20 protein-coding genes and 1 pseudogene are annotated in these 24,391 nt (G+C 70.0%); 7 read left to right on the top strand and 14 right to left on the bottom strand.

From position 1 onward, the window contains the following. Positions 1-106: 106 nt before the first annotated feature. The 12 genes and pseudogenes from NW895_RS40925 to NW895_RS40870 all read right to left on the bottom strand — a co-directional run bounded on the left by NW895_RS40925 (position 107) and on the right by NW895_RS40870 (position 11,294). Positions 107-658 (bottom strand): AAA family ATPase, encoded by a 552-nt coding sequence (locus tag NW895_RS40925; RefSeq protein ID WP_289942321.1) that lies wholly within the window; start codon positions 656-658, stop codon positions 107-109. Positions 659-710: 52 nt separating this feature from the next. Next, positions 711-938, bottom strand: a complete 228-nt coding sequence (locus NW895_RS40920) for a dihydrofolate reductase family protein (RefSeq protein WP_289942319.1) — start codon at positions 936-938, stop codon at positions 711-713. Between the two features lie 26 nt (positions 939-964). Beyond that, the gene (locus tag NW895_RS40915) at positions 965-1,354 is read right to left on the bottom strand and encodes a hypothetical protein (protein ID WP_289942318.1); all 390 of its coding nucleotides are present in this window, start codon (positions 1,352-1,354) and stop codon (positions 965-967) included. Positions 1,355-1,527: 173 nt separating this feature from the next. Then, on the bottom strand, positions 1,528-3,414 hold the full coding sequence (locus NW895_RS40910; protein WP_289942316.1) for a propionyl-CoA synthetase: 1,887 nt from the start codon (positions 3,412-3,414) through the stop codon (positions 1,528-1,530). 45 nt (positions 3,415-3,459) lie between these two features. After that, complete coding sequence (gene lpdA, locus NW895_RS40905; RefSeq protein WP_289942313.1) at positions 3,460-4,872, bottom strand: dihydrolipoyl dehydrogenase; 1,413 nt, start codon at positions 4,870-4,872, stop codon at positions 3,460-3,462. A 98-nt stretch (positions 4,873-4,970) separates the two neighbouring features. After that, the gene (locus NW895_RS40900; RefSeq protein ID WP_289942312.1) at positions 4,971-5,642 is read right to left on the bottom strand and encodes a hypothetical protein; all 672 of its coding nucleotides are present in this window, start codon (positions 5,640-5,642) and stop codon (positions 4,971-4,973) included. Between the two features lie 229 nt (positions 5,643-5,871). Next, positions 5,872-6,049, bottom strand: a pseudogene (locus tag NW895_RS40895) (AraC family transcriptional regulator); the annotation flags it as partial. Between the two features lie 64 nt (positions 6,050-6,113). Further along, on the bottom strand, positions 6,114-6,554 hold the full coding sequence (locus tag NW895_RS40890; RefSeq protein ID WP_289942309.1) for an ATP-binding protein: 441 nt from the start codon (positions 6,552-6,554) through the stop codon (positions 6,114-6,116). Positions 6,555-6,634: 80 nt separating this feature from the next. Continuing rightward, complete coding sequence (locus tag NW895_RS40885) at positions 6,635-7,300, bottom strand: LUD domain-containing protein (protein WP_289942306.1); 666 nt, start codon at positions 7,298-7,300, stop codon at positions 6,635-6,637. After that, positions 7,297-8,718 (bottom strand): LutB/LldF family L-lactate oxidation iron-sulfur protein, encoded by a 1,422-nt coding sequence (locus NW895_RS40880; protein WP_289942322.1) that lies wholly within the window; start codon positions 8,716-8,718, stop codon positions 7,297-7,299. The genes NW895_RS40885 and NW895_RS40880 overlap by 4 nt, the downstream gene beginning before the upstream one ends. A 20-nt stretch (positions 8,719-8,738) precedes the next feature. Then, positions 8,739-9,530 carry a (Fe-S)-binding protein gene (locus tag NW895_RS40875; protein ID WP_289942305.1) on the bottom strand — a complete coding sequence of 264 codons (792 nt, stop codon included), beginning with the start codon at positions 9,528-9,530 and terminating at the stop codon, positions 8,739-8,741. Between the two features lie 36 nt (positions 9,531-9,566). Continuing rightward, positions 9,567-11,294, bottom strand: coding sequence for an L-lactate permease (locus NW895_RS40870; RefSeq protein ID WP_289942304.1), 1,728 nt, complete (start codon positions 11,292-11,294; stop codon positions 9,567-9,569). Positions 11,295-11,480: 186 nt separating this feature from the next. Here NW895_RS40870 and NW895_RS40865 point away from each other — a divergent pair, with 186 nt between their 5' ends. From NW895_RS40865 to NW895_RS40855, 3 genes are all read left to right on the top strand, one after another. Beyond that, positions 11,481-12,242 carry a FadR/GntR family transcriptional regulator gene (locus NW895_RS40865; RefSeq protein ID WP_289942303.1) on the top strand — a complete coding sequence of 254 codons (762 nt, stop codon included), beginning with the start codon at positions 11,481-11,483 and terminating at the stop codon, positions 12,240-12,242. A gap of 585 nt (positions 12,243-12,827) precedes the next feature. After that, positions 12,828-14,066 (top strand): right-handed parallel beta-helix repeat-containing protein, encoded by a 1,239-nt coding sequence (locus tag NW895_RS40860; RefSeq protein ID WP_289942302.1) that lies wholly within the window; start codon positions 12,828-12,830, stop codon positions 14,064-14,066. 32 nt (positions 14,067-14,098) lie between these two features. Continuing rightward, positions 14,099-15,760 (top strand): carboxylesterase family protein, encoded by a 1,662-nt coding sequence (locus NW895_RS40855; RefSeq protein WP_289942301.1) that lies wholly within the window; start codon positions 14,099-14,101, stop codon positions 15,758-15,760. A gap of 28 nt (positions 15,761-15,788) precedes the next feature. Here the strand turns inward: NW895_RS40855 and NW895_RS40850 are convergent, their stop codons facing one another. Then, positions 15,789-16,418, bottom strand: a complete 630-nt coding sequence (locus NW895_RS40850; RefSeq protein ID WP_289942300.1) for a TetR/AcrR family transcriptional regulator — start codon at positions 16,416-16,418, stop codon at positions 15,789-15,791. 556 nt (positions 16,419-16,974) lie between these two features. On the opposite strand from NW895_RS40850, the gene NW895_RS40845 reads away from it, so the two are divergent. The 4 genes from NW895_RS40845 (at position 16,975) to NW895_RS40830 (ending at position 23,947) form a co-directional block, all read left to right on the top strand. Beyond that, positions 16,975-19,284 (top strand): beta-L-arabinofuranosidase domain-containing protein, encoded by a 2,310-nt coding sequence (locus NW895_RS40845; protein ID WP_289942299.1) that lies wholly within the window; start codon positions 16,975-16,977, stop codon positions 19,282-19,284. A gap of 232 nt (positions 19,285-19,516) precedes the next feature. Continuing rightward, on the top strand, positions 19,517-20,863 hold the full coding sequence (locus tag NW895_RS40840) for a non-reducing end alpha-L-arabinofuranosidase family hydrolase (protein ID WP_354670165.1): 1,347 nt from the start codon (positions 19,517-19,519) through the stop codon (positions 20,861-20,863). Between the two features lie 85 nt (positions 20,864-20,948). Beyond that, complete coding sequence (locus NW895_RS40835; protein ID WP_289942297.1) at positions 20,949-22,595, top strand: lectin; 1,647 nt, start codon at positions 20,949-20,951, stop codon at positions 22,593-22,595. A gap of 290 nt (positions 22,596-22,885) precedes the next feature. Continuing rightward, entirely contained in the window at positions 22,886-23,947 is a 1,062-nt protein-coding gene (locus tag NW895_RS40830; RefSeq protein WP_289942295.1) for an AraC family transcriptional regulator, read from the top strand. Between the two features lie 48 nt (positions 23,948-23,995). Here NW895_RS40830 and NW895_RS40825 read toward each other — a convergent pair. Then, positions 23,996-24,391 (bottom strand): aldehyde dehydrogenase family protein (locus NW895_RS40825; protein ID WP_289942294.1); only part of this gene is annotated, 396 nt, incomplete at its 5' end.

Here is a 24,391-nt window from a genome sequence, read left to right as displayed (position 1 = left end):
CCCGCCAAGCCCCACGTGGTGGGTTCGGCGAGCGGGAACCCGCCCTGCGGCCTCGTTCAAGACCTGCGTCGATCCCCGGCTCTCCGACTACAGACCACCACCACGATCACGCCCCGGAGGTCCCACTGGATCGGACCCGGGCCATCACCTGGTCGGCCAGCTCCTGCGGAGTCAACTCGCCGTCCAGGAACACCGTTTCGCTGGGCAGGGCGTCGGCCGCGGCAATGCACGACTCGATCCTGTCCTTGCACCAGCGCCGCACCCGTTCGTCCTGCTCGGGGTGGTCCGGGGTGAAGCTCCGGCCGTCGATCCGCTTCTCCAGGACCTCTCGGGAGACCTTGAGGAAGAAGTGGTGAACGCCGATGCCCGCGTCCTTCAGCGCGCTGAAGATCTCATCGACATAGCCGGGGTTGACCAAGGTCATCGGGACCAGGACCGGACGGTGGTACTCCTCGACCAGCCCCACCGCCAGGTCGGCCACCTGGCGCCGCCACAACCGAAGATCCTGGAAGTCGCCGGTCGGCACCTCCACGATCTGCCGCAGCAGATAGCCGACCATCTCCGGGTCATGGACCAGCGCCTCCGGCCAGCGCGGACGCAACTCGTCCACCAGCGTGCTCTTACCGCTGCCGAACGCACCGTTCACCCAAATGATCAACGCGATCCTCCCCGGGGGCCGAATACCATGGGCAGAATATGCGCGACACGCTTCAGGTCGCGGCCGTCTCGTACTGCGGCCGACCGGTGGTGCGGTAGGTCTGGATCGTGAGCCCCTTCGGGGTGGACTGCAAGTCGACCAGCTCAAGTCCGATGTCCGGGCCGGTGGCGGGGAAGAGCCGCGTGCCCTGACCGACGACCACGGGATAGGTGAGCAGTACGATCTCGTCGACCAGCCGGCGGTCGAGCAGCCAGCGGATCAGGGTGCCGCTGCCCCACACTTGCAGCTCACCGCCCGGCTCCGCCCTCAGCCGGCCGATGGCGCCCGCGACGTCACCGGACAGGACGGTCGTGTTCGCCCATCGCGGGTCGGTGAGCGGGTCGAGGCGACGTACTTGGGCCGGGTGTTCAACGCCTCTCCGACGGGATTTCCCGGATCCATGCCTGCTCCCCAGGAGTCGGCGAAGATCTCATAGGTCCGCCGACCGAACAGAAACGCGTCGGCGCGCTGGAAAGCCTGGCTGATGAACGTCGAGGCCGCGTCGTCGAGCAGGGGCGGGGCCCATCCGAAGCGCTGGAAGCCGCCGCTGCCGTCCTCGTCCGGCGCGCCGGCTTCGCACCTGCTCCCCGCATGAATCCGCCGATGCCCCTGCGTCACTCCGTCGACGGAGACGTTCGTGACGGTCGCCAGTTTCATGGTCGCAGTTCCCTTCGCGCTCGGGTCGTCGTTCGGTACGACCGGACCGCGGCGCCGATCTCATCGGTCGTGCGCGGATCTGCCGCGCCCCGCGCGGCGACAGCCGCAGGGTACTGCCGCGGTTCCGCGATGCTGACCGTCCTGCTTCCCAGCAGGCACGGCCGAGCCCGCACTCAAACGGTCTGCTCGCGGTGGAGAAGCGGGCGCAGGGCCTCGATGACGCTCGGGTCGTCCACCGTGGACGGGATGGGTTCGTCCAGCCCGTCGGCGATACCGCGCATCGTCTTGCGCAGGATCTTGCCCGAGCGGGTCTTGGGCAGGGCGGCCACGACGGCGACGTCCTTGAGGGAGGCGACGGCGCCGATGCGCTCGCGTACGAGCTGGACCAGTTCGGCCTCCACCTCCCCGGGGTCGCGGGCGGTGCCCGCCTTCAGGACGACGAAGCCGCGCGGGACCTGTCCTTTGAGGGCGTCCTGGACACCGATCACGGCACACTCGGCGACGTCGGGGTGAGCGGCCAGGGCTTCTTCCATGCTGCCGGTGGACAGCCGGTGTCCGGCGACGTTGATGACGTCGTCGGTGCGGCCCATGACGTACACGTAGCCGTCCTCGTCGATGTGCCCGCTGTCGCCGGTGAGGTAGTAGCCGTCGTAGGCGGAGAGATACGAGGCGACGAAGCGGGCGTCGTCGTTCCACAGGGTGGGCAGCGAACCGGGCGGCAGGGGAAGCTTCACGACGATCGCGCCGTCGACGCCGGGCGGCACGGGCTGTCCGGAAGGATCGAGGACGCGGACGTCCCAGCCCGGCAGTGGACGGGTGGGCGAGCCGGGTTTGACGGGGGCGGCCTCGATGCCGACCGGGTTGGCGACGATCGGCCAGCCGGTCTCCGTCTGCCACCAGTGGTCGATCACCGGGATGCCCAGGAGGGCGCTCGCCCACTGGTAGGTCTCGGGATCGAGGCGCTCACCGGCGAGGAAGAGGTAGCGCAGCCGGGAGAGGTCGTAGTCGGCGGCGAGGGCCCCCTCAGGGTCCTCCTTCCTGATGGCGCGGAAGGCGGTGGGCGCCGTGAACATGGTCTTGACGCCGTGATCGGCGGCGACCCGCCAGAACTGGCCGGCATCCGGGGTGCCGACCGGCTTGCCCTCGTACAGCACGCTCGTGGCACCGGCCAGCAGCGGCCCGTAGACGATGTACGAGTGTCCGACGACCCAGCCGACATCGGACCCGGTGAACATCGTCTCGCCCGGGCCGATGTCGTACACGGCACCCATCGACCAGTGCAGAGCCACGGCACAGCCGCCGCAGTCGCGGACGACTCCCTTGGGTTTCCCGGTCGTTCCCGACGTGTAGAGGATGTACAGCGGGTCGGTAGCCGCCACCGGGAGACAGGCGGCGGGCGGCGCGTCGGCGACCAGGCCGGCCCAGTCGAGGTCGTCCGGCCCCAAGTCGGCCTTCTCCTGCGGTCGTTGCAGGATCACCCGCTTCTCGGGCTTGTGCCCGGCGAGTTCGATCGCGCGGTCCAGCAGCGGCTTGTACGGGATGACACGCTTGCCCTCGATGCCGCAGGAGGCGGACACGACCACCTTGGGGGTGGCGTCGTCGATACGGACCGCGAGTTCGGGTGGGGCGAACCCGCCGAAGACGACGGAGTGGACGGCGCCGATGCGTGCGCAGGCCAGCATCGCGATGGCGGCCTCGGGGACCATGGGCATGTAGATGACCACCCGGTCGCCGTGTGCCACACCGAGCCCGGCGAGTGCCCCGGCGAAGGTCGCCACCTCGTCCCTCAGCCGCCTGTAGGTGTAGGTGCGACGAGTGCCGGTCACCGGGGAGTCGTAGACGAGGGCCGGTTGTTCGCCTCGGCCTGCCTCCACATGCCGGTCCACCGCGTTGAAGCAGACGTTGAGCCGGCCGTCCGGGAACCAGCGGTAGAAGGGTGCGCCCGAGGAGTCCAGGGCACGGGACGGCGCCACCTCCCAGTCGATGCCTTCCGCCGCCCGCAGCCAGAAGCTCTCCGGATCTTCGAGGCCGGCGCGGAAGACGTCCTCGTACATTCCCATCGTGCTCTCCTTGACCAGAGTCGTGGTGGCCTGCCTGCTCCCGTGTCACATGTTGATCATGTGGCCGGCCAAGCCGTGCACGGCCTCCTTGACCGCCTCACCCAGGGTGGGATGTGCGTGTACGTTGCGGGCGACCTCGTGGACGGTCAGGTCCCACTGCTGGGCCAGCGTCAGCTCGGGCAGCAGCTCCGTGACGTCGGGGCCGATCAGGTGGCCGCCGATGAGCTCACCGTGGGTCGCATCGCTGATCAGTTTCACGAAGCCGGTGGTGTCGCCCAGGCCGTGCGACTTGCCGTTGGCGGTGAAGGGGAACTTCGCCACCTTGACGTCGTGGCCGAGATCCCGGGCCTGGGCCTCGGTGTAGCCGAAACTGGCGATCTGGGGCTGGCAGTAGGTGGCGCGCGGGATCATCACGTAGTCGAGCTCCATGGTCTCCGCGTCCGCGAGGGTCTCGGCGGCGATGATGCCCATCGCCTCCGCGGCGTGCGCGAGCATCAGCTTGGCCGTCACGTCGCCGATCGCGTAGAGGTGGGGAACGGAGGTACGGCACCGGCCGTCGACCTCGATCGCTCCGCGTTCGGTGACCTTCACGCCGGTGTTCTCCAGGCCGTAGCCGGTGACGTTCGGCTGGAAGCCGAGCGCCTGGAGGACCTTGTCGGCCTCCAGCACCTGCTGGGAGCCGTCCTGGGCGGTGACGGTGACCCGGACCCGGGGGCCGGACTCGTCGATGGCGTCGACGCGGGTGGAGGTGAGCACGTCGATGCCGAGCCTGCGGTACTGCTTGGCGAGCTCGGCGGAGACCTCGGCGTCTTCCAGGGGCGTGACGCGGTCCAGGAACTCTACGATCGTCACCTTGACGCCGTAGTTGTGCAGCACGTAGGCGAACTCCACGCCGATCGCCCCGGCACCGGCGATGACGATCGACTGCGGGAGGTCCTCGGCGAGGATCTGCTCCTCGTACGTCACCACGCGCGCGCTGCGCTTGGTGCCCGGCAGCAGCTTCGGCGTGGCTCCGGTGGCGATGATGCAGTGCTCGAAGCCGATGGTGCGGGTGTCGCCGTCATAGCCGGCCACCTGCAGGGTGTGCGGGTCGAGGAAGGTGCCGCGTCCGTTGAACTCCGTGATGTCGTTCTTCTTCATCAGGTAGTGGACGCCCTTGACCCGGCCGTCCGCCACCTTGCGGCTGCGGCGGAACGCCTCTCCGTAGTCGAAGGTGACCTGACCGTCCACCTTGATGCCGAAGGTCTTCGCCTCACGCGTGAAGATGTGCGCCAGCTCCGCGTTGCGCAGCAGGGCCTTGCTGGGGATGCACCCCACGTTCAGGCAGACACCGCCCCAGTACTTCTCCTCGACGACAGCCACGCGTTTGCCCAGCTGAGCGGCGCGGACTGCGGCGACGTAGCCGCCGGGGCCGGCTCCGAGGACGACGACGTCGAAGTGCTCGCCCTGCTCGTCCATGAAACTTCCTCTCTGCGGACCGGGAGACCATGACCATCATCCCTCCCCCGGCACGTGTCCGCCCGGACACGCCGGGCGGAGGGCCCGTCGATTCCGGTTCACGCCCGGTTTTCCAGGATCTCGCCGGCTGTGCGGGTCGCGTCCTCGTTCCAGCGGCGCTGTGCCTCCAACTGCGCCCGGTGCCGGGCGATGAGCTGATTCTGGATGCGTACGTCGATGGCGTGCACGGTGCGGACGTAGCCGGTCTGCTGCTTGCAGCGGGCGTCGGCGGTCGCGGTCCGTTTCTCGAGGGCGGAGGGCTCGTCGTGGTCGTGGGACGATCCGTTCATCCGCTCCTTCAGCTCCTGGCGTCGGCGGTCCTCGCCGAGCTCGGCGACCCCGGGGGTCGCGTAGTGGAAGCCCGCTTTGCGCATGCAGGCCGACCACGTCCGGTCCGCCTGCTTCCAGGCGGGAGCCCGCCTCCCCTGCTGAAGGCTCTTGGTCTCCAGGTCCAGGACCGGATCCTTCCGGTCCTGCGGATTCGTCCCGTAGATCGCGCGGTCCGCCTCGCCGAGGCAGCCGCGCTTCGGGATGCGGTGGCCGTGCACGCTCTTCGGATCCTCCCCGACGAACTCGCCGGTGAGCGCGAGGTATTCGGACAGGGTCCAGTTCTTCTCCCGGTAGCGGCGCTCGTAGTCGGCCCGCGCCCCCTGATAGCCGTACCGCGCGGCCTGCAAGGGGTCCTGGACGCCGTAACGGAAGTGGTCGGAGGCGTAGAGGGCCAGCGTCACCAAGCCTGTGCCGGCGGGGCGTTGGGGCGCCGCATCCCACGAGGGCGAGGGCCGAGGCGACGGCCGGTAAGAGGGGGGCGGCTGTGCGCATGGGGCCACCTCATCAAGGCCCGGCACAAGCGGACCGTGGTGGAGGCCACACTTCCGGGTCACGGCCGCATCACAGGTCGGGTGCCGGTCAGCCGTTCGCGAGCGGCTCCAGCGGGTCGATCACGGGGTGGGCGAAGCCCCGCGGCGGATCGTCGCGGTCGGGAACCGGTAGCCGGGTACGGAGACGATGCCGGCCCGGGCGAGCGCGTCGAGGCCCTCGGCGACCTGATAACCGGACCGTCCTCGCCGGTCACCAGCCCGGGCGTCGCGCCGTACACCCGCACCTCGTACGGCATGCTCGCACGCGCCGTGAACAGTCCGCCTTCGCATGGGTGGCTGGGCGCGGACCCGGTCGTGGAGCGCCGCGAACCACGACGCGTCTCACAGACTGGTGGACGGCGCATGGCGTATCAGCGCCCAGACGCGCGTGCCGTCGGATTCGCGGTGGATCCCGCAGCGTTCGGCGAGCGCCTCCACCAGCCAGAAGCCCCGGCCGCCCTCGGCGACGCCGTCGTCCTGCGGACCGGCCGGTGCTCGCCACACACCGGTGTCGCAGACCTCGATCCACAGGTGCGCCGGGCAGCGGGCGAGCCGCAGGGTCACCCGGGGGGAGCCGCTGTGGCGGACGGCGTTGGTGACGAACTCCGAGACCACCAGGCCTGCCTCCTCCGCCACCTCACCGCCGAGTTCCCAGGCGGCCAGCCGGGCCCGGGCGAACGCCCTGGCGCGCGCGGCCGCCTGCGTCTCGGTGGGCAGTGTGCAGCAGGCGTACGCCGTTGCGTTCCGTGGACGGTGCACGGCGTCCCGTGTCGTCGGATCCACGCGCTGGTGCGCTCCTCGATGGAGGGCCAGCATGATTCCTCAACTCCCTGCCGCAGGTCCAGATCCTGCGAGGCCGGTGCTCAGACCACGATGAAGGCGTCCAGCCTGCGCGGTCCGTGCACCCCTTCCACTCGGTCCAGTTCGATGTCGCTGGTGGCTGACGGCCCGGACACGAACGTCAGCGGCCGTGCCGGTTCCAGACGGGCCAGGGCTTCCGGTACGGAGGCGACCACCTGCGCGGCCCGCACGACGCACACATGGACGTCGGGTACGAGCGTCAGCGCGCGGCGGCCCTGGCCCGGCCCTCCGTCCAGCACGAGCGTTCCGGTGGTGGCGATGGCGAGGGCCACGGTCGTCACCACCGCCGAGACGCGGTCCAGTTCCGCGACGGACAGGCGGGGCACGTCCGTCAGCACCCGCTCGGGGGGCAGGGCCGACCGCCATGCGGGCGGGAAGCCCTCGGGCACCACCACGGAGCCGCCGCTGCCGGCGGACCGTGCGATCGTGGCGGCCACGTCGCTCCCGGAGACCAGCCGCACCGATGCTCCGTAGTCCGCCAGCCGCGCGGCCAGCAGATCCACGGCCTCGGGCGAACCCGGCGACAGGGGCCCGCCGAGGGAGTAGTCCCGCGAGACCACGGCATCCTCGTCACGCTCGCTCTCGGGGATGTCCCGCAGAGCGTGCCGGATCCTTCGCAGGACCTCGGTCCGTGCGGTCGTCCGTCCCTTGCCACTGAGTACGGTCATGATCGTGTCCTCTTCCACCAGGCGCGGAAACTCTCCGTGGCCGGTACCGGGGCGTCGCGGGCGTCGGTCCACCGGGACAGCGGGCCGGGCAGCCGGCCGACGGGCCCGCGGCGCCCGACCAGCCGCGCGGCCACCGCCCCCGCGCGCTGTGCCGCGGCCAGCCGCCACGGGGCGGAGAGCACCCACCGCGCGGCCGTCATCCCCAGACGTTCCGGACGCGGCACGAGCCGCTCGCGCTGCTGGTCGACGACCCGGGCGCGCAGATGGAGCAGCAACTCCGGTATGTCGATCTTGACGGGGCAGGCCTCGTAGCACGCTCCGCACAGCGTGGAGGCGTACGGCAGGGAGCGGTCCACGTCCGAGGCCGTGCCCCGCAGCTGGGGGCTGAGGACGGCGCCGATCGGGCCGGGGTAGACCGAGCCGTAGGCGTGTCCGCCCACCCGCTCGTAGACCGGGCACACGTTCAGGCACGCGGAGCAGCGGATGCAGTGCAGCGCCTGCCGGCCGACCGGGTCGGCGAGCGCCTCGGTCCGACCACCGTCCAGGAGGATCAGATGGAAGGCGCGGGGTCCGTCGGCGGCTGTGGTGCCGGTCCAGGTGGAGGTGTAGGGGTTCATCCGCTCGCCGGTGGAGGAGCGGGGCAGCAACTGGAGGAAGACCTCCAGGTCCTGCCAGGTGGGTATGACCTTCTCGATTCCGGCCACCGAGATGAGCGTCTCGGGCAGCGTCAGGCACATCCGCCCGTTGCCCTCCGACTCGACCACGACCGCCGTGCCCGTCTCGGCCACCAGGAAGTTGACGCCCGAGACGGCCACCTTGGCGCGCAGGAACTTCTCCCGCAGGTGCCGCCGGGCGGCCTCCGCCAGGTGCCGGGGGTCGTCGTCCAGACCGGCGGGCGCGGGAGCGCCGTAGGCGTCCATCGTCCGCAGGAAGATCTCCCGGATCTCCGCCCGGTTGCGGTGGATGGCGGGCACCAGGATGTGGGAGGGGCGGTCCTGGCCGAGCTGCACGATCAGCTCGGCCAGGTCCGTCTCGTACGCGGCGATGCCGGCGTCGGCCAGCGCGTCGTTCAGCCCGATCTCCTGGGTGGCCATCGACTTGACCTTGAGGACCTCCCGCTCGCCGGTGGCCCGCACGAGGTCCACCACGATCCGGTTCGCCTCCTCTGCGTCACGCGCCCAGTGGACCTGTCCGCCCGCCGCGGTCACCCGCTCCTCCAGCTGCACCAGGTAGCGGTCCAGCCGGCGCAGGGTGCGCTCCTTGACCGCGCGGCCCGCCTCCCGCAGCCGTTCCCAGTCGTCGAGTTCGGCCACGGCGGCGGCCCGCCTGGAGCGGATGGTGGCGGTGGCGTGCGCCAGGTTGCGGCGCAACTGGCTGTCGGCCAGGGCACGTTCCGCGGCGTCCGGGAACGTCGGCATGCCCAGGAACGTCGCGTTCTTCACGGGGTCCTGGTCCTTTCGGTGCGATGGCGGGAGACGGGCACGTGGCGTGCGTCGGCCGGTGTGTCCTCGGTGGATGCGAGGATCTCGGCGAGGTGCAGGGTGCGGACACCGGCGCGCAGCCGGGACAGCGCGCCCCCGATGTGCATCAGGCAGGAGTTGTCGCCGGCGCACAGCACCTCGGCGCCGGTGTTCAGCACGTGCCGCACCTTGTCCGCGCACATGGCCACCGAGGTGTCGGCGTTCTTCAGCGCGAAGGTGCCGCCGAAGCCGCAGCACTGGTCGGCCGCGGGCAGCTCGGCCAGGTCGATGCCGCGCACGGCGCGCAGCAGGGCCAGCGGCCGGTCGCCGACGCCGAGCATGCGCAGCGAGTGGCACGTCGGGTGGTAGGTGACCCGGTGCGGGAAGTACGCCCCGACATCCGTGACGCCCAGGACGTCGACCAGGAACTCCGACAGTTCGTACACGGGCGGGGTGTCCCGGACCGCCGCGGACAGCCGGACATCGTCCGCCATCCGGGCCACCCGTCCGTGGTGTTCACGCACCATGGCGGCGCACGAGCCGGACGGGGTGACGACGGCGTCGTAGCCGGTGAACACCTCGCTGAAGCGCCGCACGAGGGGGACGCACTCGCGCCGGTAGCCGGTGTTGAAGTGCATCTGCCCGCAGCAGGTCTGTTCCCGCGGGAAGTCCACCGCGCAGCCGAGGCGTTCCAGCAGGGTCACCACCGCTCGGCCCGTCGCGGGGAACAGGGTGTCGTTGAAGCAGGTGACGAAGAGCGCGATCCGCATGATTCCTCCGGTGCGCGGACGGGGCGCGTCGGCGCCTCAGGGCAGCATCCAGGCGAGTGCGTTCGACTGCAGGAAGACCAGCAGGCACAGGGCCAGCAGGAGCAGCAGGCTCCATCTGATGGCCGCCCGGAAGAGCACGGACTCCTGACCGGCCAGGCCGACGGCTGTGGCCGCGATGGTGAGGTTCTGCGGGCTGATCATCTTTCCCACGACACCGCCCGAGGTGTTGGCGGCGACGAGCAGGGTCGGATCCAGGCCCGCTCGGTTCGCGGCTGTCTGCTGCAGGGTCGCGAACAGTGCGTTGGCGGAGGTGTCCGATCCGGTGACGGCGGTGCCCAGCCAGCCGAGGACGGGCGAGAGGAAGGCGAAGGCCGCACCGGCTCCGGCGATCCAGGTGCCGATGGTGATGGTCTGCCCCGACAGGTTCATCACGTAGGCGAGGGCGAGGACGGCGGCGACGGTCAGCAGGGCCCAGCGCAGCCTGAGCACGGTGCCCACGAACTCCCGCACGGCCGATGCGGGCGACACGCCGTAGACGGCGGCGACCACGATGCCCGAGATCAGCAGCAGTGTGCCGGGAGAGGAGAGCCAGGAGAAGGTGTACACGGTGGTGGTCGAGAGCTTCCCGGCGGCGGTCAGGACGTGCCCGTCGAGCCCCGGCCAGCTGATCTTCCGGTCAGATGCGGCGAGGAATTCCTTGGCCGGCGGCCACAGCTTGGCGAGCGAGAAGACGGCGATGACGACCAGGTAGGGCACGAAGGCCAGCAGGATCGCGGAGCCCGTCATGCGCGGCCCGGTGTCCTCGGGTGCCGGGCGGGTGCGCGTGGCGGCCTGCCGGTCCGTCTTGTCGGGGGTGCCGTACGACCGCGGCGAGGGCGCGTCGGGGGCCCCGCTGTCCCCCTCCGTCGGGCCGGCCGCCTCCCGGAGGTCCGCGAGGGCCCGTTCTCCGCCCTCGGGCCGCCACACCCGAAGGAAGAGGACGACGGCGGCGAGGCCGGCGAGGGAGGCGATGATGTCGGTGAGCTCCACCGAGAGGTAGTTGGCGCTGACGAACTGCGCGAGGCCGAACACCGCACCGCATACCAGGGCGACCGGCCAGGTCTGGCGCACTCCCCGGCGGCCGTCGACCAGGGCGACCAGCAACAGCGGCACGAAGAGGGCGATCAGGGGCGTCTGGCGGCCGACGTAGGCGCCGATGTCGGTGTACGGAATCTTGGTCAGGTTGCCCGCGGTGATGATCGGAATGGCGATGGCTCCGAACGCGACGGGTGCCGTGTTCGCGACCAGCACCGTCAGGGCCGCCCGCACCGGGGCGAAACCGAGTCCCATGAGCATGACGCCGGTGATCGCCACCGGCGCGCCGAATCCGGCCAGCGCCTCCAGCAGGCCGCCGAAGCAGAACGCGATGATGATGGCCTGCACGCGCGGGTCGGCGCTGATCAGCCCGAACGCCCTGCGCAGGTCCTCGAACCGGCCGCTGGCCACGGTGAGCTGGTAGACCCAGATGGCGGTGAGGACGATCCACATGATCGGGAACAGCCCGAAGGCCGCTCCTTCGCCCGCCGACAGCAGGGCGAGGTCCGCGGGCATGCCGTAGGCGGTCACGGCGACGACGACCGCGACGGCGAGTGAGGCGAGGCCGGCCCAGTGCGCCTTCATCCGCAGGCCGCCGAGCAGCAGGAAGAGGGTGAGCAGCGGAAGAGCGGCGACCAGGGAGGAGAGAGCGAGGCTGTCGCCGAGAGGGGAGAGATCAGGCTGGAACATGAGAGACCCTTGCTTTGTGGCTTTGGTCAGACCATGCATTGGGCTTTCCACGCTAGGCAGTCTCTCGGCGGCTTGTCCACGGGCTGGAGCGAAAAAATCGGCTTGGTCGGACCAAGCCCTGAGTCGGCCAAGCTATGATCGGATGTCCGCACATCATCAGTGGGTCGCATACAGAAGGGGCTGTCCGTGGCGGAGTCGACGGGCTGGGAGCCGGTGCCCCGTTCGCGCACCTTCGAGCTGGTTCTGGCCCGGATCGAGGAGCAGATCCTGGCGGGCAACCTCCGGGTCGGCGACCGGCTGCCGCCCGAGCGGGAGCTCGTGGAGATGCTCGGGGTGAGCCGGGCCGCGGTGCGTGAGGCGCTGCGCGTCCTGGAGGCCCAGGGAGTCCTGCGTTCCCGCGTGGGTACCGGACCCTCGTCGGGCAGCGTGATCGCCGCCATGCCGGACGAGGGCCTCACCCAGCTGCTCCGGCTGCACATCGCCCTGGCGAACCTGCCCCTCGCCGATGTCATCGAGGCCCGCGCCACGCTCGAACGTGCGAGTGCCCGCCTTGCGGCGGGGCGCATCGCCGAAGTCGATCTGGACCGGGTGCGGGAACCGCTGACGCGCATGGACGAAGCGGGCCTGCCACGCGAGGTCTTCAACGACTACGACACCGCCTTCCATGTCGCGATCGCCGAGGCCGGGGGCAACCGGCTCATGGCGGACATGACGGTCGCCGTGCGCAACGCGGTGCGGCACACCCTGCTCACGGCGTTCCACAAGATCGACGACTGGGAGACGATCGCGGCCAGGCTGCGGGCTGAGCATCACAGCATCTACGAAGCCATCGAGGCCGGAGATGCCGAGGCCGCCGGAAGCCTCGTGGAGGCACACGTGCGGGGCTTCCACCACGACGTGATCGAGAAGGTCCTCAACGGCCCGGAAACCTCCACCTCCGCAGGCTGAGATCTGGTTTCCTCCTCGCCGGTTCCCCCCAGCCGTTCGACGCCGGCTCACCCATCGGGCCTCTTGCACCTGGGCTTCCTCACCACGGGACGCCCAGACCTGCCCGGACCTCGCTGTCCCTTCGAGATCCTCCCGGTCATGGAGTCCATGAGCGCCGGCGCGCCGCCGATCTGATCGTTCGTCATCGTTCATCAGCTCCACGGGCGACGGCAGCGACGCGGTCGGGCATCGGATCCCGTCCGGCCGGCGCATCACGTGCAGTACGCGCGCGTCTTCTCCGACTTGCAGTAGCCCCAGCGGCGCGGCCTGACCGGCAACTTGCCCGCCGGATCGGTGCGTTGCGCCGATTCGGCCTTTTCTCTGCCGGCGTGTGGACACGATGCCCTCTGAATGGAACGCTCCCTCCAGAGGCGCGGAATGTGTTCTCCCGCTCATCCGGTTCTTCTTCGGCTCGTCGGTCGGCTTCGCCGGCTCCAGCGCAACCCCGCCCCGTTGTCCGCCTGAGCCGTACATCCCGCCAGCGCGAGGTTCTCGCAGCAATCGGTTCCTCGCAGGCCCGATTCCTCGTCGTCAGGAGTTCACCGCATGAGAGTCCGAGTCACCCCTGTGGCACTCGCCGCCACCGTCCTGGCCATCACGGCGCCGCTCACCGCCACCGCCGCCGCGGCCCCAGCCGCAGGCCCTGCGGAGTTCACCGTGGACACGACCTCCGACGCGGTGGACGCCGACCCGTCGGACGGCCGGTGTCTCACCGCCTCAGGCACCTGCAGCCTGCGTGCCGCGGTGATGGCCGCCAACGCCAGGCCGGGCAGTACGGTCACGCTGCCGTCCGGGCACTACCGGCTGACGATCCCGCCCGACCCACGGCTGATCCTCGGCGACCACCCCGACCCCACCACGGGCGACCTGAACGTCGCCGCCACCACCACGATCAAGGGCGCCGGCGCACGGACCACCGTCATCGACGCCAACCACCTGGACCGGGCCTTCCGCATGCAGGCGGACACCCGGCTGTCCGATCTGACGATCACCGGCGGAGTGACCAGACAACGCGAACTGCCCATCACCGACACCGGTGGTGGCGCGATCGCCAACGGACATCACATGACGCTGCGACGGGTCACCGTGACCGGGAACTCCGCCGGGTACGGCGGCGGCATCTTCAACGTCCCCGACTCCCACCTCGACCTGGTCGACAGCACCGTCAGCGGGAACGTCGCGGGAGAGGCCGGAGGAATCAGGTTCGACGACTCCGGCACCGTGACCAACTCGACGATCGCGGACAACCGGGTGACGAACCCGGGCGACCGCCCCGGCAGCCTCGCCGGTTACGGCGGAGGCATCGACATCCGCGGCACGGGACCCGTGGAGATCCTCAACTCGACCATCACCGGGAACAGTTCCAGCGATGGCGGGGGCGGGATCAACATCGCCCCCGCCTACCTCGACAGCCTGCCCTCACCGATCCCCGACATCATCGATCTGCCCCTGGGGCACATGACGCTGCGCAACTCCATCATCGCGGGCAACACCGTCGACGGCGCACCCGCCGACTGCAAGAGGGCCTTCGCCACCATCGAGTCGCAAGGCCGCAACCTCGACGGCGACGGCAGTTGCCGACTCACCGCGGCCGGCGATCTGCCCAGCCGCGCCCCGCTGATCGGACCACTCGCGGACAACGGCGGCCCCACCGACACCGTCGCTCTGCTGCCCGGCAGCCCCGCCCTGGACGCGGCCGACGACTGCCCGGCCACCGATCAGCGCGGCGTCGCCCGCCCACAGGGCGCCGCCTGCGACATCGGCGCCTACGAGCGAACGTCATGACGTCCGCCCCCACACGGCACCTGGAGCGATGGATGAGAGCCCCGAGCCCGCCCCGCACTCTGGCCCGCGCCACTGCCGCCCTCGCGGCCCTGCTCCTGTCACTGACCGTTCCCCCGCCCGCCGCACACGCCGGTTCCGGTCCCGGCTCGCTGGTCGTGCGCACCGACCGGGGCTGGGTCCGGGGCTCGGCCGTCCGCGACGGCGGGCGGGTCTTCCACGGGATCCCGTTCGCCGCCCCGCCGACCGGTGATCTGCGCTGGCGTCCGCCGCGGCCCGCGGCACGGTGGTCCGGCACACGGGACGCCACCGCACCGGCCCACCCCTGTCCCCAGGTACCGCTGACGCTGCTCCCCGACGGCGGCCCCGTCCTGCCCGGCGAGTCGAACCGCACCGGCAGCACCGTGGAGGACTGCCTGTACCTCAACGTCCGGACACCCGCCAGGAGCAACGGCAGGTCTCTCCCGGTACTGGTATGGCTGCACGGCGGCGCCAACGCATACGGCGCGGGCAGCGACTACGACGGCGCCGCGCTGGCCGCCCGGGGTGTGGTCGTGGTGACGGTCAACTACCGCCTCGGAGCATTGGGGTTCCTGGCCCACCCCGCCCTGTCGGCCGAAAGCGCGGACCACGCCTCCGGCGACTACGGCCTGATGGACCAGCAGGCCGCGTTGCACTGGGTGCGGCGCAACATCGAGGCCTTCGGCGGCGACCGGGACCGGGTGACGCTCGGCGGCCAGTCCGCCGGATCGGCGGACACCTGCCTGCACATCGCCTCGCCGACCGCGAAAGGCCTGTTCCACCGGGCGATCCAGCAGAGTGGAGCCTGCGCCGGGGGCGGCGGGCTGACACCCCTCACGCTCGACGCGGCCGAGCGGAAGGGGAGCGACATCGCGGCCTCGGTCGGCTGCACCGACCCCACGACCGCGGCGGACTGCCTGCGTGCCGTGCCCACCACCGAGCTCATCCGCACCACCGCGACGGGGAACGTCTCCCTGTGGGCCCCGAACACCGGCCCCCGTGTCCTTCCCCGACCTCCGCGCACGGCGTGGGCCGAGGGACGTGTGAACGCGGTCCCGACGCTGAGCGGCACCACCCATGACGAGTACCGCTACTTCACCGCGCTGTACGTCGACCTGCTCGGCGGCGGCCCGCTGAACCCCGACTCGTACGCCGCCCTCATCAGGCTCCAGCACGGCAGCCGGGCGGCAGCGGTCCTGGACACGTATCCTGCCTCGGCGTATCCGTCCCCCAACCTGGCCTACTCCGCCGTCGGCACCGACCACCGGTTCGCCTGCCCGGCTCGGGAGGACAGCCGGCTGTACAGCAGCCGGGCGCCCGTCTACGCCTATGAGTTCGCCGACGACCAGGCACCGCCGTTCGTCCCGGCACCGCACACGCCGCAAGGTGCCTTCCACGCCTCCGAACTGGCCTATCTCTTCCCGTCCGAGGCGCTGGCGCCCCTGACGCCGGCCCAACGGCGGCTGTCGGCCACGATGACCGCCTACTGGGCCCGCTTCGCGGCCACCGGCGACCCCAACGCACCCGGGACTCCGCCCTGGCCGCGCTACACGGCCAACGGGGACGGCATCCAGGTGCTGGCACCGGACCGGGTGGGACCGACCACCGGGTTCGCGGCCGACCACCACTGCCCGTTCTGGCACGCCGCCCCGGTTCCCCGAGGCGCCGTGGGATGACGTCGGCGCTCCGGACACCCCGCGCCCCTCACTCCGAGGGGCGCACCTCCCCCACCGGAACGCCGTGGTGGGCCGCCAGCGCCAGCAACGCCACGCGCAGCGGTCCGGTCTCCAGGACGGTATCCGGCTCGAACCAACGGGCCACGGCGGTCCCGCTCGCCATCCTCAGCGTGAAGCGCGCCAGCTCGTCCGCCACCTCGGGGCGGTCACGCAGGGCGAAGACCGAGCTCACCGAATCCCGGGCCCAGGCCACCAGTTCGTCGCGGTAGAGACGCACCTCGGCCACGGCCGCCGCACTGGCGTCCTGCTGCACCATGCCCAGCCCCAACAGCAGCCTGACCCCTCGCGGGTGGCGCTGGAAAGCGCCCTCGACCTCGGTGAGAAAGGTGTCCAGACGCTGCGCGACGTCGGCGCCCGGCACCTCGGCCGCGGGCAGGGCCGCCAGCAGCGCGGTCCTGGCGCGCTCCAGCACCGCGACGTAGATCCCGTCCTTGCTGCGGAAGTGCCAGTAGATCGAACTGACCGGCAGTCCACATGCGGTCGAGATCATCGAGATGGACGTGGCGGCGTAGCCGTAGCGCGACATCAGGTCACCGGCGGTGTCCAGTATCGCGTCACGGGACCGCGCGCCGCGGTCCTGGGCCGGTGCCTGCGTCATACGGCCGACTCTAGAGGAAACACGGACCGGCAGGCCCTGGGACGGGGACGGTCCTCAGGAGTCGGGCATTGACTCGGACCGCCCGTCGGCTCAGTCCGCCGGGGAACCGGACTACGTGCGCGCTACTACCGTGGCCCGCTTGACGCCCGTCAAGGCGGTCAACTTCCCCGGCCGATACGCCGTTGGCCGACGGCGATCTCGGCTGCCACCGCACCACTTCCTGATGCCCGTTCAGCTGGAGCGGCACAGGCGTGGCTGGAACCCCGTCAACAGTTCGAGCTGACCTTGCCCAGCTCTCGCACTTTCCACACCCTCTCTCGCACATCCAATGTCTGTCTCGGCGTCAGGGCTTCATCCGGACACACATCCGGGAGCAGCAAGTATTTCGTGTCGCAAGACTAGACAGAGGCACCGTTCATATCCGTTAATCCATCCCATGTTCCCGCCGCCACATCGGCAGCAGACAAGCCCGTGACGTGCTGCAGCCGACCGCGGAAGACATGAACCAACGCACCGACGACCAAGCTGTCCCTCTCGCCTCAACGAAAGGTGCAAGATGGCCTCTTCCGTCAGCAGACGGCGCCTCCTGCAAGCAGTCGGGGCCACCGCCGCCGCTTCTGCCACCGGACCCTTACTCGGTGCGTCTCCCGCGCGCGCGGCCATCCCTCCCGCAAGGGCCGATATCGGGGTCTCCGCTCACCCCTTCGCACTCGACCAGGTCCGGCTCACCGCGAGCCGGTGGCTGGACAACCAGAACCGTACGCGGAACTACCTGCGGTTCGTCGATGTCGACCGGCTGCTGTACAACTTCCGCGCCAATCACCGGCTGTCCACCAACGGCGCGGCTGCCAACGGCGGCTGGGACGCGCCGACGTTCCCCTTCCGTACCCACGTCCAAGGGCACTTCCTCACGGCATGGGCTCAGCTGTACGCCGCGACCGGGGACACCGTCTGCCGGGACAAGGCGACCCACATGGTGGCGCAGCTGGCCAGATGTCAGGCCAACAACAGCGCCGCCGGTTTCAACGCCGGGTACCTCTCCGGCTACCCCGAGTCCGACTTCACCGCTCTCGAGCAGCGGACCCTGACCAACGGCAACGTTCCGTACTACACCATCCACAAGACCCTCGCCGGCCTGCTGGACGTATGGCGCCACATCGGCAGCACGCAAGCCCGTGACGTGCTGCTCGCCCTGGCGGGGTGGGTCGACTGGCGCACCGGCCGGCTGAGCAGCCAGCAGATGCAGACCATGCTGCAAACCGAGTTCGGCGGCATGAACGCCGTGCTGACCGATCTCTACCAGCAGACAGGCGACGCGCGATGGCTCACCGTCGCCCGGCGGTTCGACCACGCTGCGGTGTTCGACCCCCTGGCTGCCAACCAGGACCAGCTCAACGGGCTGCACGCCAACACCCAGGTACCCAAGTGGATCGGAGCCGCCCGGGAGTACAAGGCCACCGGCACCACCCGCTACCGGGACATCGCCACCAACGCCTGGAACATCACCGTCAACTCGCACACCTATGCCATCGGCGGCAACAGCCAGGCGGAGCATTTCCGCGCTCCCAACGCCATCGCCGGCTTCCTGAACAAGGACACGTGCGAAAGTTGCAACACCTTCAACATGCTCACGCTCACCCGGGAACTGTTCGCCCTGGACCCGAACCGAGTCGCGCTGTCCGACTACTACGAGCGGGCATGGCTGAACCAGATGATCGGCCAGCAGAACCCCGCCGACGACCACGGCCACGTCACCTATTTCACCCCGCTCAACCCAGGAGGCCGACGCGGTGTGGGCCCGGCGTGGGGCGGCGGCACCTGGAGCACCGACTACGGCACCTTCTGGTGCTGCCAGGGCACGGGCCTGGAGATGCACACCAGGCTGATGGACTCCATCTACTTCCGCAGTGACGACACCCTGATCGTGAACATGTTCGTGCCCTCGGTGCTCAACTGGTCGGAGCGCGGAATCACGGTCACCCAGACCACGACCTACCCCGTCAGCGACACCACGACCCTGCAGGTCACCGGCAACGTCAGCGGAACCTGGGCGATGCGCATCCGCATCCCGAGCTGGACCGCCGGGGCCACCATCAGCGTCAACGGCACGCGGCAGGACATCCCCACCACGCCGGGCAGCTACGCCACCCTGACCCGCTCCTGGACCTCCGGCGACACTGTCACCGTCCGTCTGCCCATGCGGATCATCATGCGAGCGGCCAACGACAACGCCAACGTCGCGGCGATCACCTACGGCCCGGTGGTCCTGTCCGGCAACTACGGCGACTCCGCGCTCAGCTCCCTCCCGACGCTGAACACGTCCTCGATCACACGGACCAGCAGCACGTCACTCGCCTTCACCGCCACCGCCAACGGCTCCACCGTCAACCTGGGCCCGTTCCACGACGCGCACGGCCACAACTACACCGTCTACTGGAACACCAGCGCCAGCACCGTCCGTCTCGCCAACGCAGGCAGCGGTCTCGTGCTGGGCATCCAGAACATGTCCACGGCCGACGGTGGCCGCGCTCTGCAGTGGAACGACTCGGGCACCGCCGACCACAACTGGCAAATGATCACCGACGGAAACGCGGTCCGCTTCCGCAACGCCCACAGCGGCAAGGTGCTCGGCGTTCAGGACATGTCCACGGCGGACGGCGCGACCGTCCTGCAGTGGTCGGACAACGGCACCGCCGACCACCGATGGACGCTGCTCGACCAGGGAGACGGGACCTACAAGATCCGCAACGCGAACAGTGGCAAGTTGCTCGCCATCGCGAACAACTCCACCGCTGTCGGCGCGTTCGCAGTCCAGGACTCAGACGACGGCACTGCCGACAACCGGTGGCGCATCCTGAGGAACTGAGTCCGCCTCGGAACCAGGTCTTGGTCGCTCTCCGCCCTTCAGTTTGCTCGATGCTTCGACCGTCGTTCGGCATTCCGAACGCAGGGTCGGGTCGCACCACATCAGTCCGGACAGCCTCCGACGGGGCCAACCGGAACCGCTCACCCAAAGGAATGAGGTCCCTGTGCTCAGACCTATTTTCAGCCGCAGACATCTGTCTGTGCTGCTCGCGGCTTTGGTCGCTGCGGCGGCGATGCTCGTCGCCAACCCGGCTCAGGCGGCCACCACCGGCGCCGTGCGCGGTGTCGGTTCCGGCCGGTGTCTCGATGTGCCGGGCGCCAGCCAGACCGACGGCACGAACCTGCAGATCTGGGACTGCCACGGCGGGACCAACCAGCAGTGGACGCTGACGGACAACAACCAGCTGACCGTGTACGGCAACAAGTGCCTGGATGTTCCGGGCCACGCCACCACGGCCGGTACCCGGCCGGTGATCTGGGCCTGTAACGGCGGTACGAACCAGCAGTGGCGGGTGAACTCCGACGGCACGATCGTCGCCGTGGAGTCCGGGCTGTGCCTGGACGTCAGCGGCGGCGCCACGGCCAACGGCACGGCGGTGCAGCTGTGGAATTGCACTGGGGGCAGCAACCAGAAGTGGACCGGCCTGTCCACGCCGCCGGGCGGCACGTGTGCTCTTCCGTCGACGTACCGGTGGACCTCGACGGGTCCGCTGGCGCAGCCGGCGAACGGGTGGGCCTCGCTGAAGGACTTCACCACCGTGACGTACAACGGCAAGCACCTGGTCTACGCGACCTACTCCGACGGATCGTCGTGGAAATCGATGGCGTTCAGTCCCTTCACGAACTGGTCTGACATGGCGTCGGCCGGCCAGACCGGGATGAGCCGGTCCGCGGTGGCTCCCAAACTGTTCTACTTCGCGCCCAAGAACATCTGGGTGCTGACCTCCAATGGGTGGGGCACCCAATGGCCCTTCGTCTACCGCACGTCGAGCGACCCCACCAACCCCAACGGCTGGTCCGATCCGCAGCCGCTGTTCACCGGCAGCCTCCCCGACGGCAGCGCGATCGACCCGACCATGATCGCCGACGACACGACCATGCACATGTTCTTCGCCGGTGACAACGGCAAGATCTACCAGTCGACCATGCCGATCGGGAACTTCCCGGCCAGCTTCGGCTCGTCGTACAAGACGATCATGAGCGACACGGTGAAGAACCTGTTCGAGGCACCGGAGGTCTACAAGGTCCAGGGCCAGAACCAGTACCTCATGATCGTTGAGGCTCGGGGTGCGAATGAGCAGCGCTTCTTCCGCTCGTTCACGGCCACCAGCCTGAACGGTCCGTGGACCCCGCAGGCCGCCACCGAGTCCAACCCCTTCGCGGGCAAGGCCAACAGCGGAGCCACCTGGACCAACGACATCAGCCACGGTGACCTGGTCCGCAACAACCCCGACCAGACCATGACCATCGACCCCTGCAACCTGCAGTTCCTCTACCAGGGCCTGTCCCCCAACACACCGGCGAACACCCCCTACATCCAACTGCCGTACCGGCCGGGCCTGCTCACCCTGCAGCGCTGACCCACGCGCCCGTGATCAAAAACTTGTGACCGTTTCCCCAAGGCCCGCACAGCGGCTTCCGCTGTGCGGGCCGGAAAGGCCCCCCATGGTTCCCATCCACAGACGACTGCTGCGTCTCCTCACGGCCACCGCACTGACGCTCAGCGCCTGCGTCACCGCCTCCGCCGGCACGACCGCCGAGGCCGCACCGGGCAGCCCCGCGCTCACCCCTCCGCTGGGCTGGAACAGCTGGAACAGCTTCGGATGCGGGATCACCGAGGCGCAGGTCCGCCAGGCCGCCGACGCGATGGTGTCCTCCGGCATGAAGAACGCCGGCTACCAGTACGTCGTCGTCGACGACTGCTGGTTCGACCCGCAGCGCGACGCGCAGGGCAACCTGCGGGCCAACCCGACGAAGTTCCCGAGCGGGATGAAGGCGCTCGGTGACTACATCCACAGCAAGGGCCTGAAGTTCGGCATCTACCAGGCGCCCAACGAGAAAACGTGCGCGCAGGGCGTGGGCACCTACCCCGGCTCCACCGGCAGCAAGGGACACGAGGCCCAGGACGCCGCCACGTTCGCCTCCTGGGGCGTGGACTACCTCAAGTACGACTGGTGTTCCGGCAGCGGCACCCTCAACGAGCAGATCGCGCGGTTCACCATCATGCGCGACGCCCTGCGCGCCACCGGCCGCCCGATCGTCTACAGCATCAACCCCAACAGCTTCCACGCCCCCACAGGCGACAAGTACAACTGGGGCCAGGTCGCCGACCTGTGGCGGACGACCGAGGACCTGCTCGACATCTGGCAGAACGGCAACACCAACAGCTACCCGATGGGCGTCGGCAACGTCCTCGACATCACCGCGCCGCTGGCCGCGCAGTCGGGTCCGGGACACTGGAACGACCCCGACATGCTGGTCGTCGGCCGTCCCGGTCTGTCCCTGACCGAGTCCCGCTCCCACTTCGCCCTGTGGGCGCTGCTGGGTGCCCCGCTCATGGCCGGCAACGACATCCGCACCATGTCCGCCGACGTCAGCGCCATCCTGCGCAACCCCCGCCTGCTGGCGGTGAACCAGGATGCGCTGGGCGCGGGCGGGCGCCGGGTGCGCGACGACGGCAGCACCGAGGTGTTCGCCAAGCCCCTGTCCGACGGCTCGGTCGCGGTCGGCCTGTTCAACCGGGGAGAGAGCACCGCGACGGTCACCGCCACGGCCGCGCAAGTCGGTCTGTCCGGCGGGCCGTTCACCCTCACCGACCTGTGGACCGGCGCCACGTCGAGCACGTCCGGACAGATCTCGGCGAGCGTCCCCGCGCACGGTGTCGCCGTGTTCAAGATGACCGGCGGCAGCCCGCTGGCCTCCACCACCGCACGCCTGCGCGGCAACGGATCCGGCCGCTGCCTGGATGTGGACAACGCCTCCACCGCGGCCGGGGCCACGGTACTGATCTGGGACTGTCACACGGCCGCCAACCAGCTGTGGACCACGTGGGCCGGCGGTGAGATCCGCGTTTTCGGAGACAAGTGCCTGGACGCCTACAACCAGGGCACCACCAACGGCACCCGGGTCATCACCTGGCCCTGCAACGGCCAGAACAACCAGAAGTGGACCACGCAGGCCGACGGGTCGATCCGCAACGTCCACGCCGGGCTGTGCCTCGACGTCAACGGGGGCGGCACCGCGAACGGGACCCCGCTGGTCCTGTGGACCTGCAACGGCCAGGCCAACCAGAAGTGGACCACACTGCCGTAGCCCTTTGATCCCTGTCGCGCAGTAGACGCCCGACCGGCGGAGGGCAGTCCCACGAAAGCATGCCAAGCCACGGGGACTGCCCTCCGCCACCGACGGGACGGCACCCAGCAGTCATGTGTGTGCGCCGGTTCGGGAGACTGGCTCGGGCTCCCCGCGCTCGGCCTCAGGGCCTGGTTCGGTCGGCCCTTGGGCCGGCACGCCTGAGCATGACTCCCCCTGCCCGGGCGAGATCGGGAGAGAAACCCTTCTACTCTGTGCGCAGCGAGCAACGCCCGGCAACAAGGAACTCCATGCCCGACAGCCCCGCCCCGGCGCAGTCGCCGGGGACCAGCCGCAGCACGTCGGCGACCATCCCGCCGAACATCCTGCGTTGCCTCACCCCGGTCACCGACGGGTACGGAGTCGATCTCCGGCCCGAGCTGAGCCGGGTCGGCCTGGACGAGGCGATGATGCGCTCGGCGGCGCTGCGGGTCTCCTACCGCCAGGGCAGTGCCGTCATCCGGCGTGCGCTGGAGCTCACCGGTGACGCCCACCTCGGCCTGCGGGTGGGTGCCGCGCAGCACCTGACCTCCTGGGGACTTCTGGGGTTCGCCCAGATGGCCGCCGACACGCTGCGGGAGGCCATCGAGACGGGCGTGCGCTTCCAGAACCTGTCCGGGGCGATGGTGGTCTGGTCCGCCGGGCCGGAGGAAGCGGGCTATGTGCTGCGCGCCGAACTGCCCGATCCCGCCCTCGATCCGGCGGTCGCGGTCTTCCTGGCCGAGGAGGCGTTCGCCAGCGTCGTCACCCTCACCCGGCTGAGTTCCGGGGAGGCATTCGCCCCGCAGAGCGTAGAGTTCGCCTTCCCCGCCCCACGCGACACCGGGCCGTTCACCGAGTTGTTCCGCTGCCCGGTACGGTTCGGCGCCGTGGGAAACCGCTTGGTGTTCCCCACGGTGTGGGCCGGGCGGCCCATGCCGGGCCGCGACCGGGTCACCTACACCGCCGTCGTGGAGCTCCTGGAGGAGCAGGCGGCGTCGCGGCGCGATCAGCAGGACCTGCTGGAGGTGCTGGAGATCTCCATCGCACAGAGCCTGCCCGACGTGCCGTCCTTCGTCGAGCAGGCCCGACGGCATGCCTCCAGCGAGCGCACACTGCGCCGTCGGCTCGCCGAGTGCGGCACGACGTACGAGGCGGTCGTCGACGGAGTGCGCCGCGAGCGGGTCGAGCAGCTGCTGCGCCGACCGGAGCTGACCCTGCGTGACATCGCCCGGCAGGCGGGTTTCTCCGACGTGCGAGCACTGCGGCGGGCGGTGCACCGCTGGCACGGGGTGACCCCGGCCCGGCTGCGCGAGGAGGCCACGGAACAGTAGGGCGAGTGCCCACGCATCGCCAGGCCACCACGCCACCGGGCCACCCCGTCAACGCGTGCGGATCCAGACGGTCTTCTCTCTGGTCCACTGCGCGAAGGCATCGGTGGACCTCTCCGCGCCACCGAACCCCGACTGCTTCCACCCGCCGAAGGGGGTGGTGATGTCGCCTTCGCTGTACGCGTTGACGGACACCACGCCGGCTTCGATGCCCCGCGCGAGCCGGAGCGCGGCGTCGAGATCGCGGGTCCACACCGAGGCGGCCAGCCCGTATTCGGTGGCGTTCGCCAACCGCACGGCCTCATCCTCCGACGTGAAGGTCTGGAGGGTGACGACAGGGCCGAACAGCTCCTTGGTGAGCACGTCGCTGCCCGCCGGAGCCCGGCTGATCACGGTGGGCGGGTAGTAGGCACCGCGCGCCGGCAGCCCGTGTGGCAGCCCGCCGGT

Source organism: Streptomyces sp. S.PNR 29 (genome assembly GCF_030386795.1).
In the GTDB taxonomy this organism is placed as follows: Bacteria; Actinomycetota; Actinomycetes; order Streptomycetales; family Streptomycetaceae; genus Streptomyces.
This window is presented reverse-complemented; position numbering and strand designations above follow the sequence as displayed.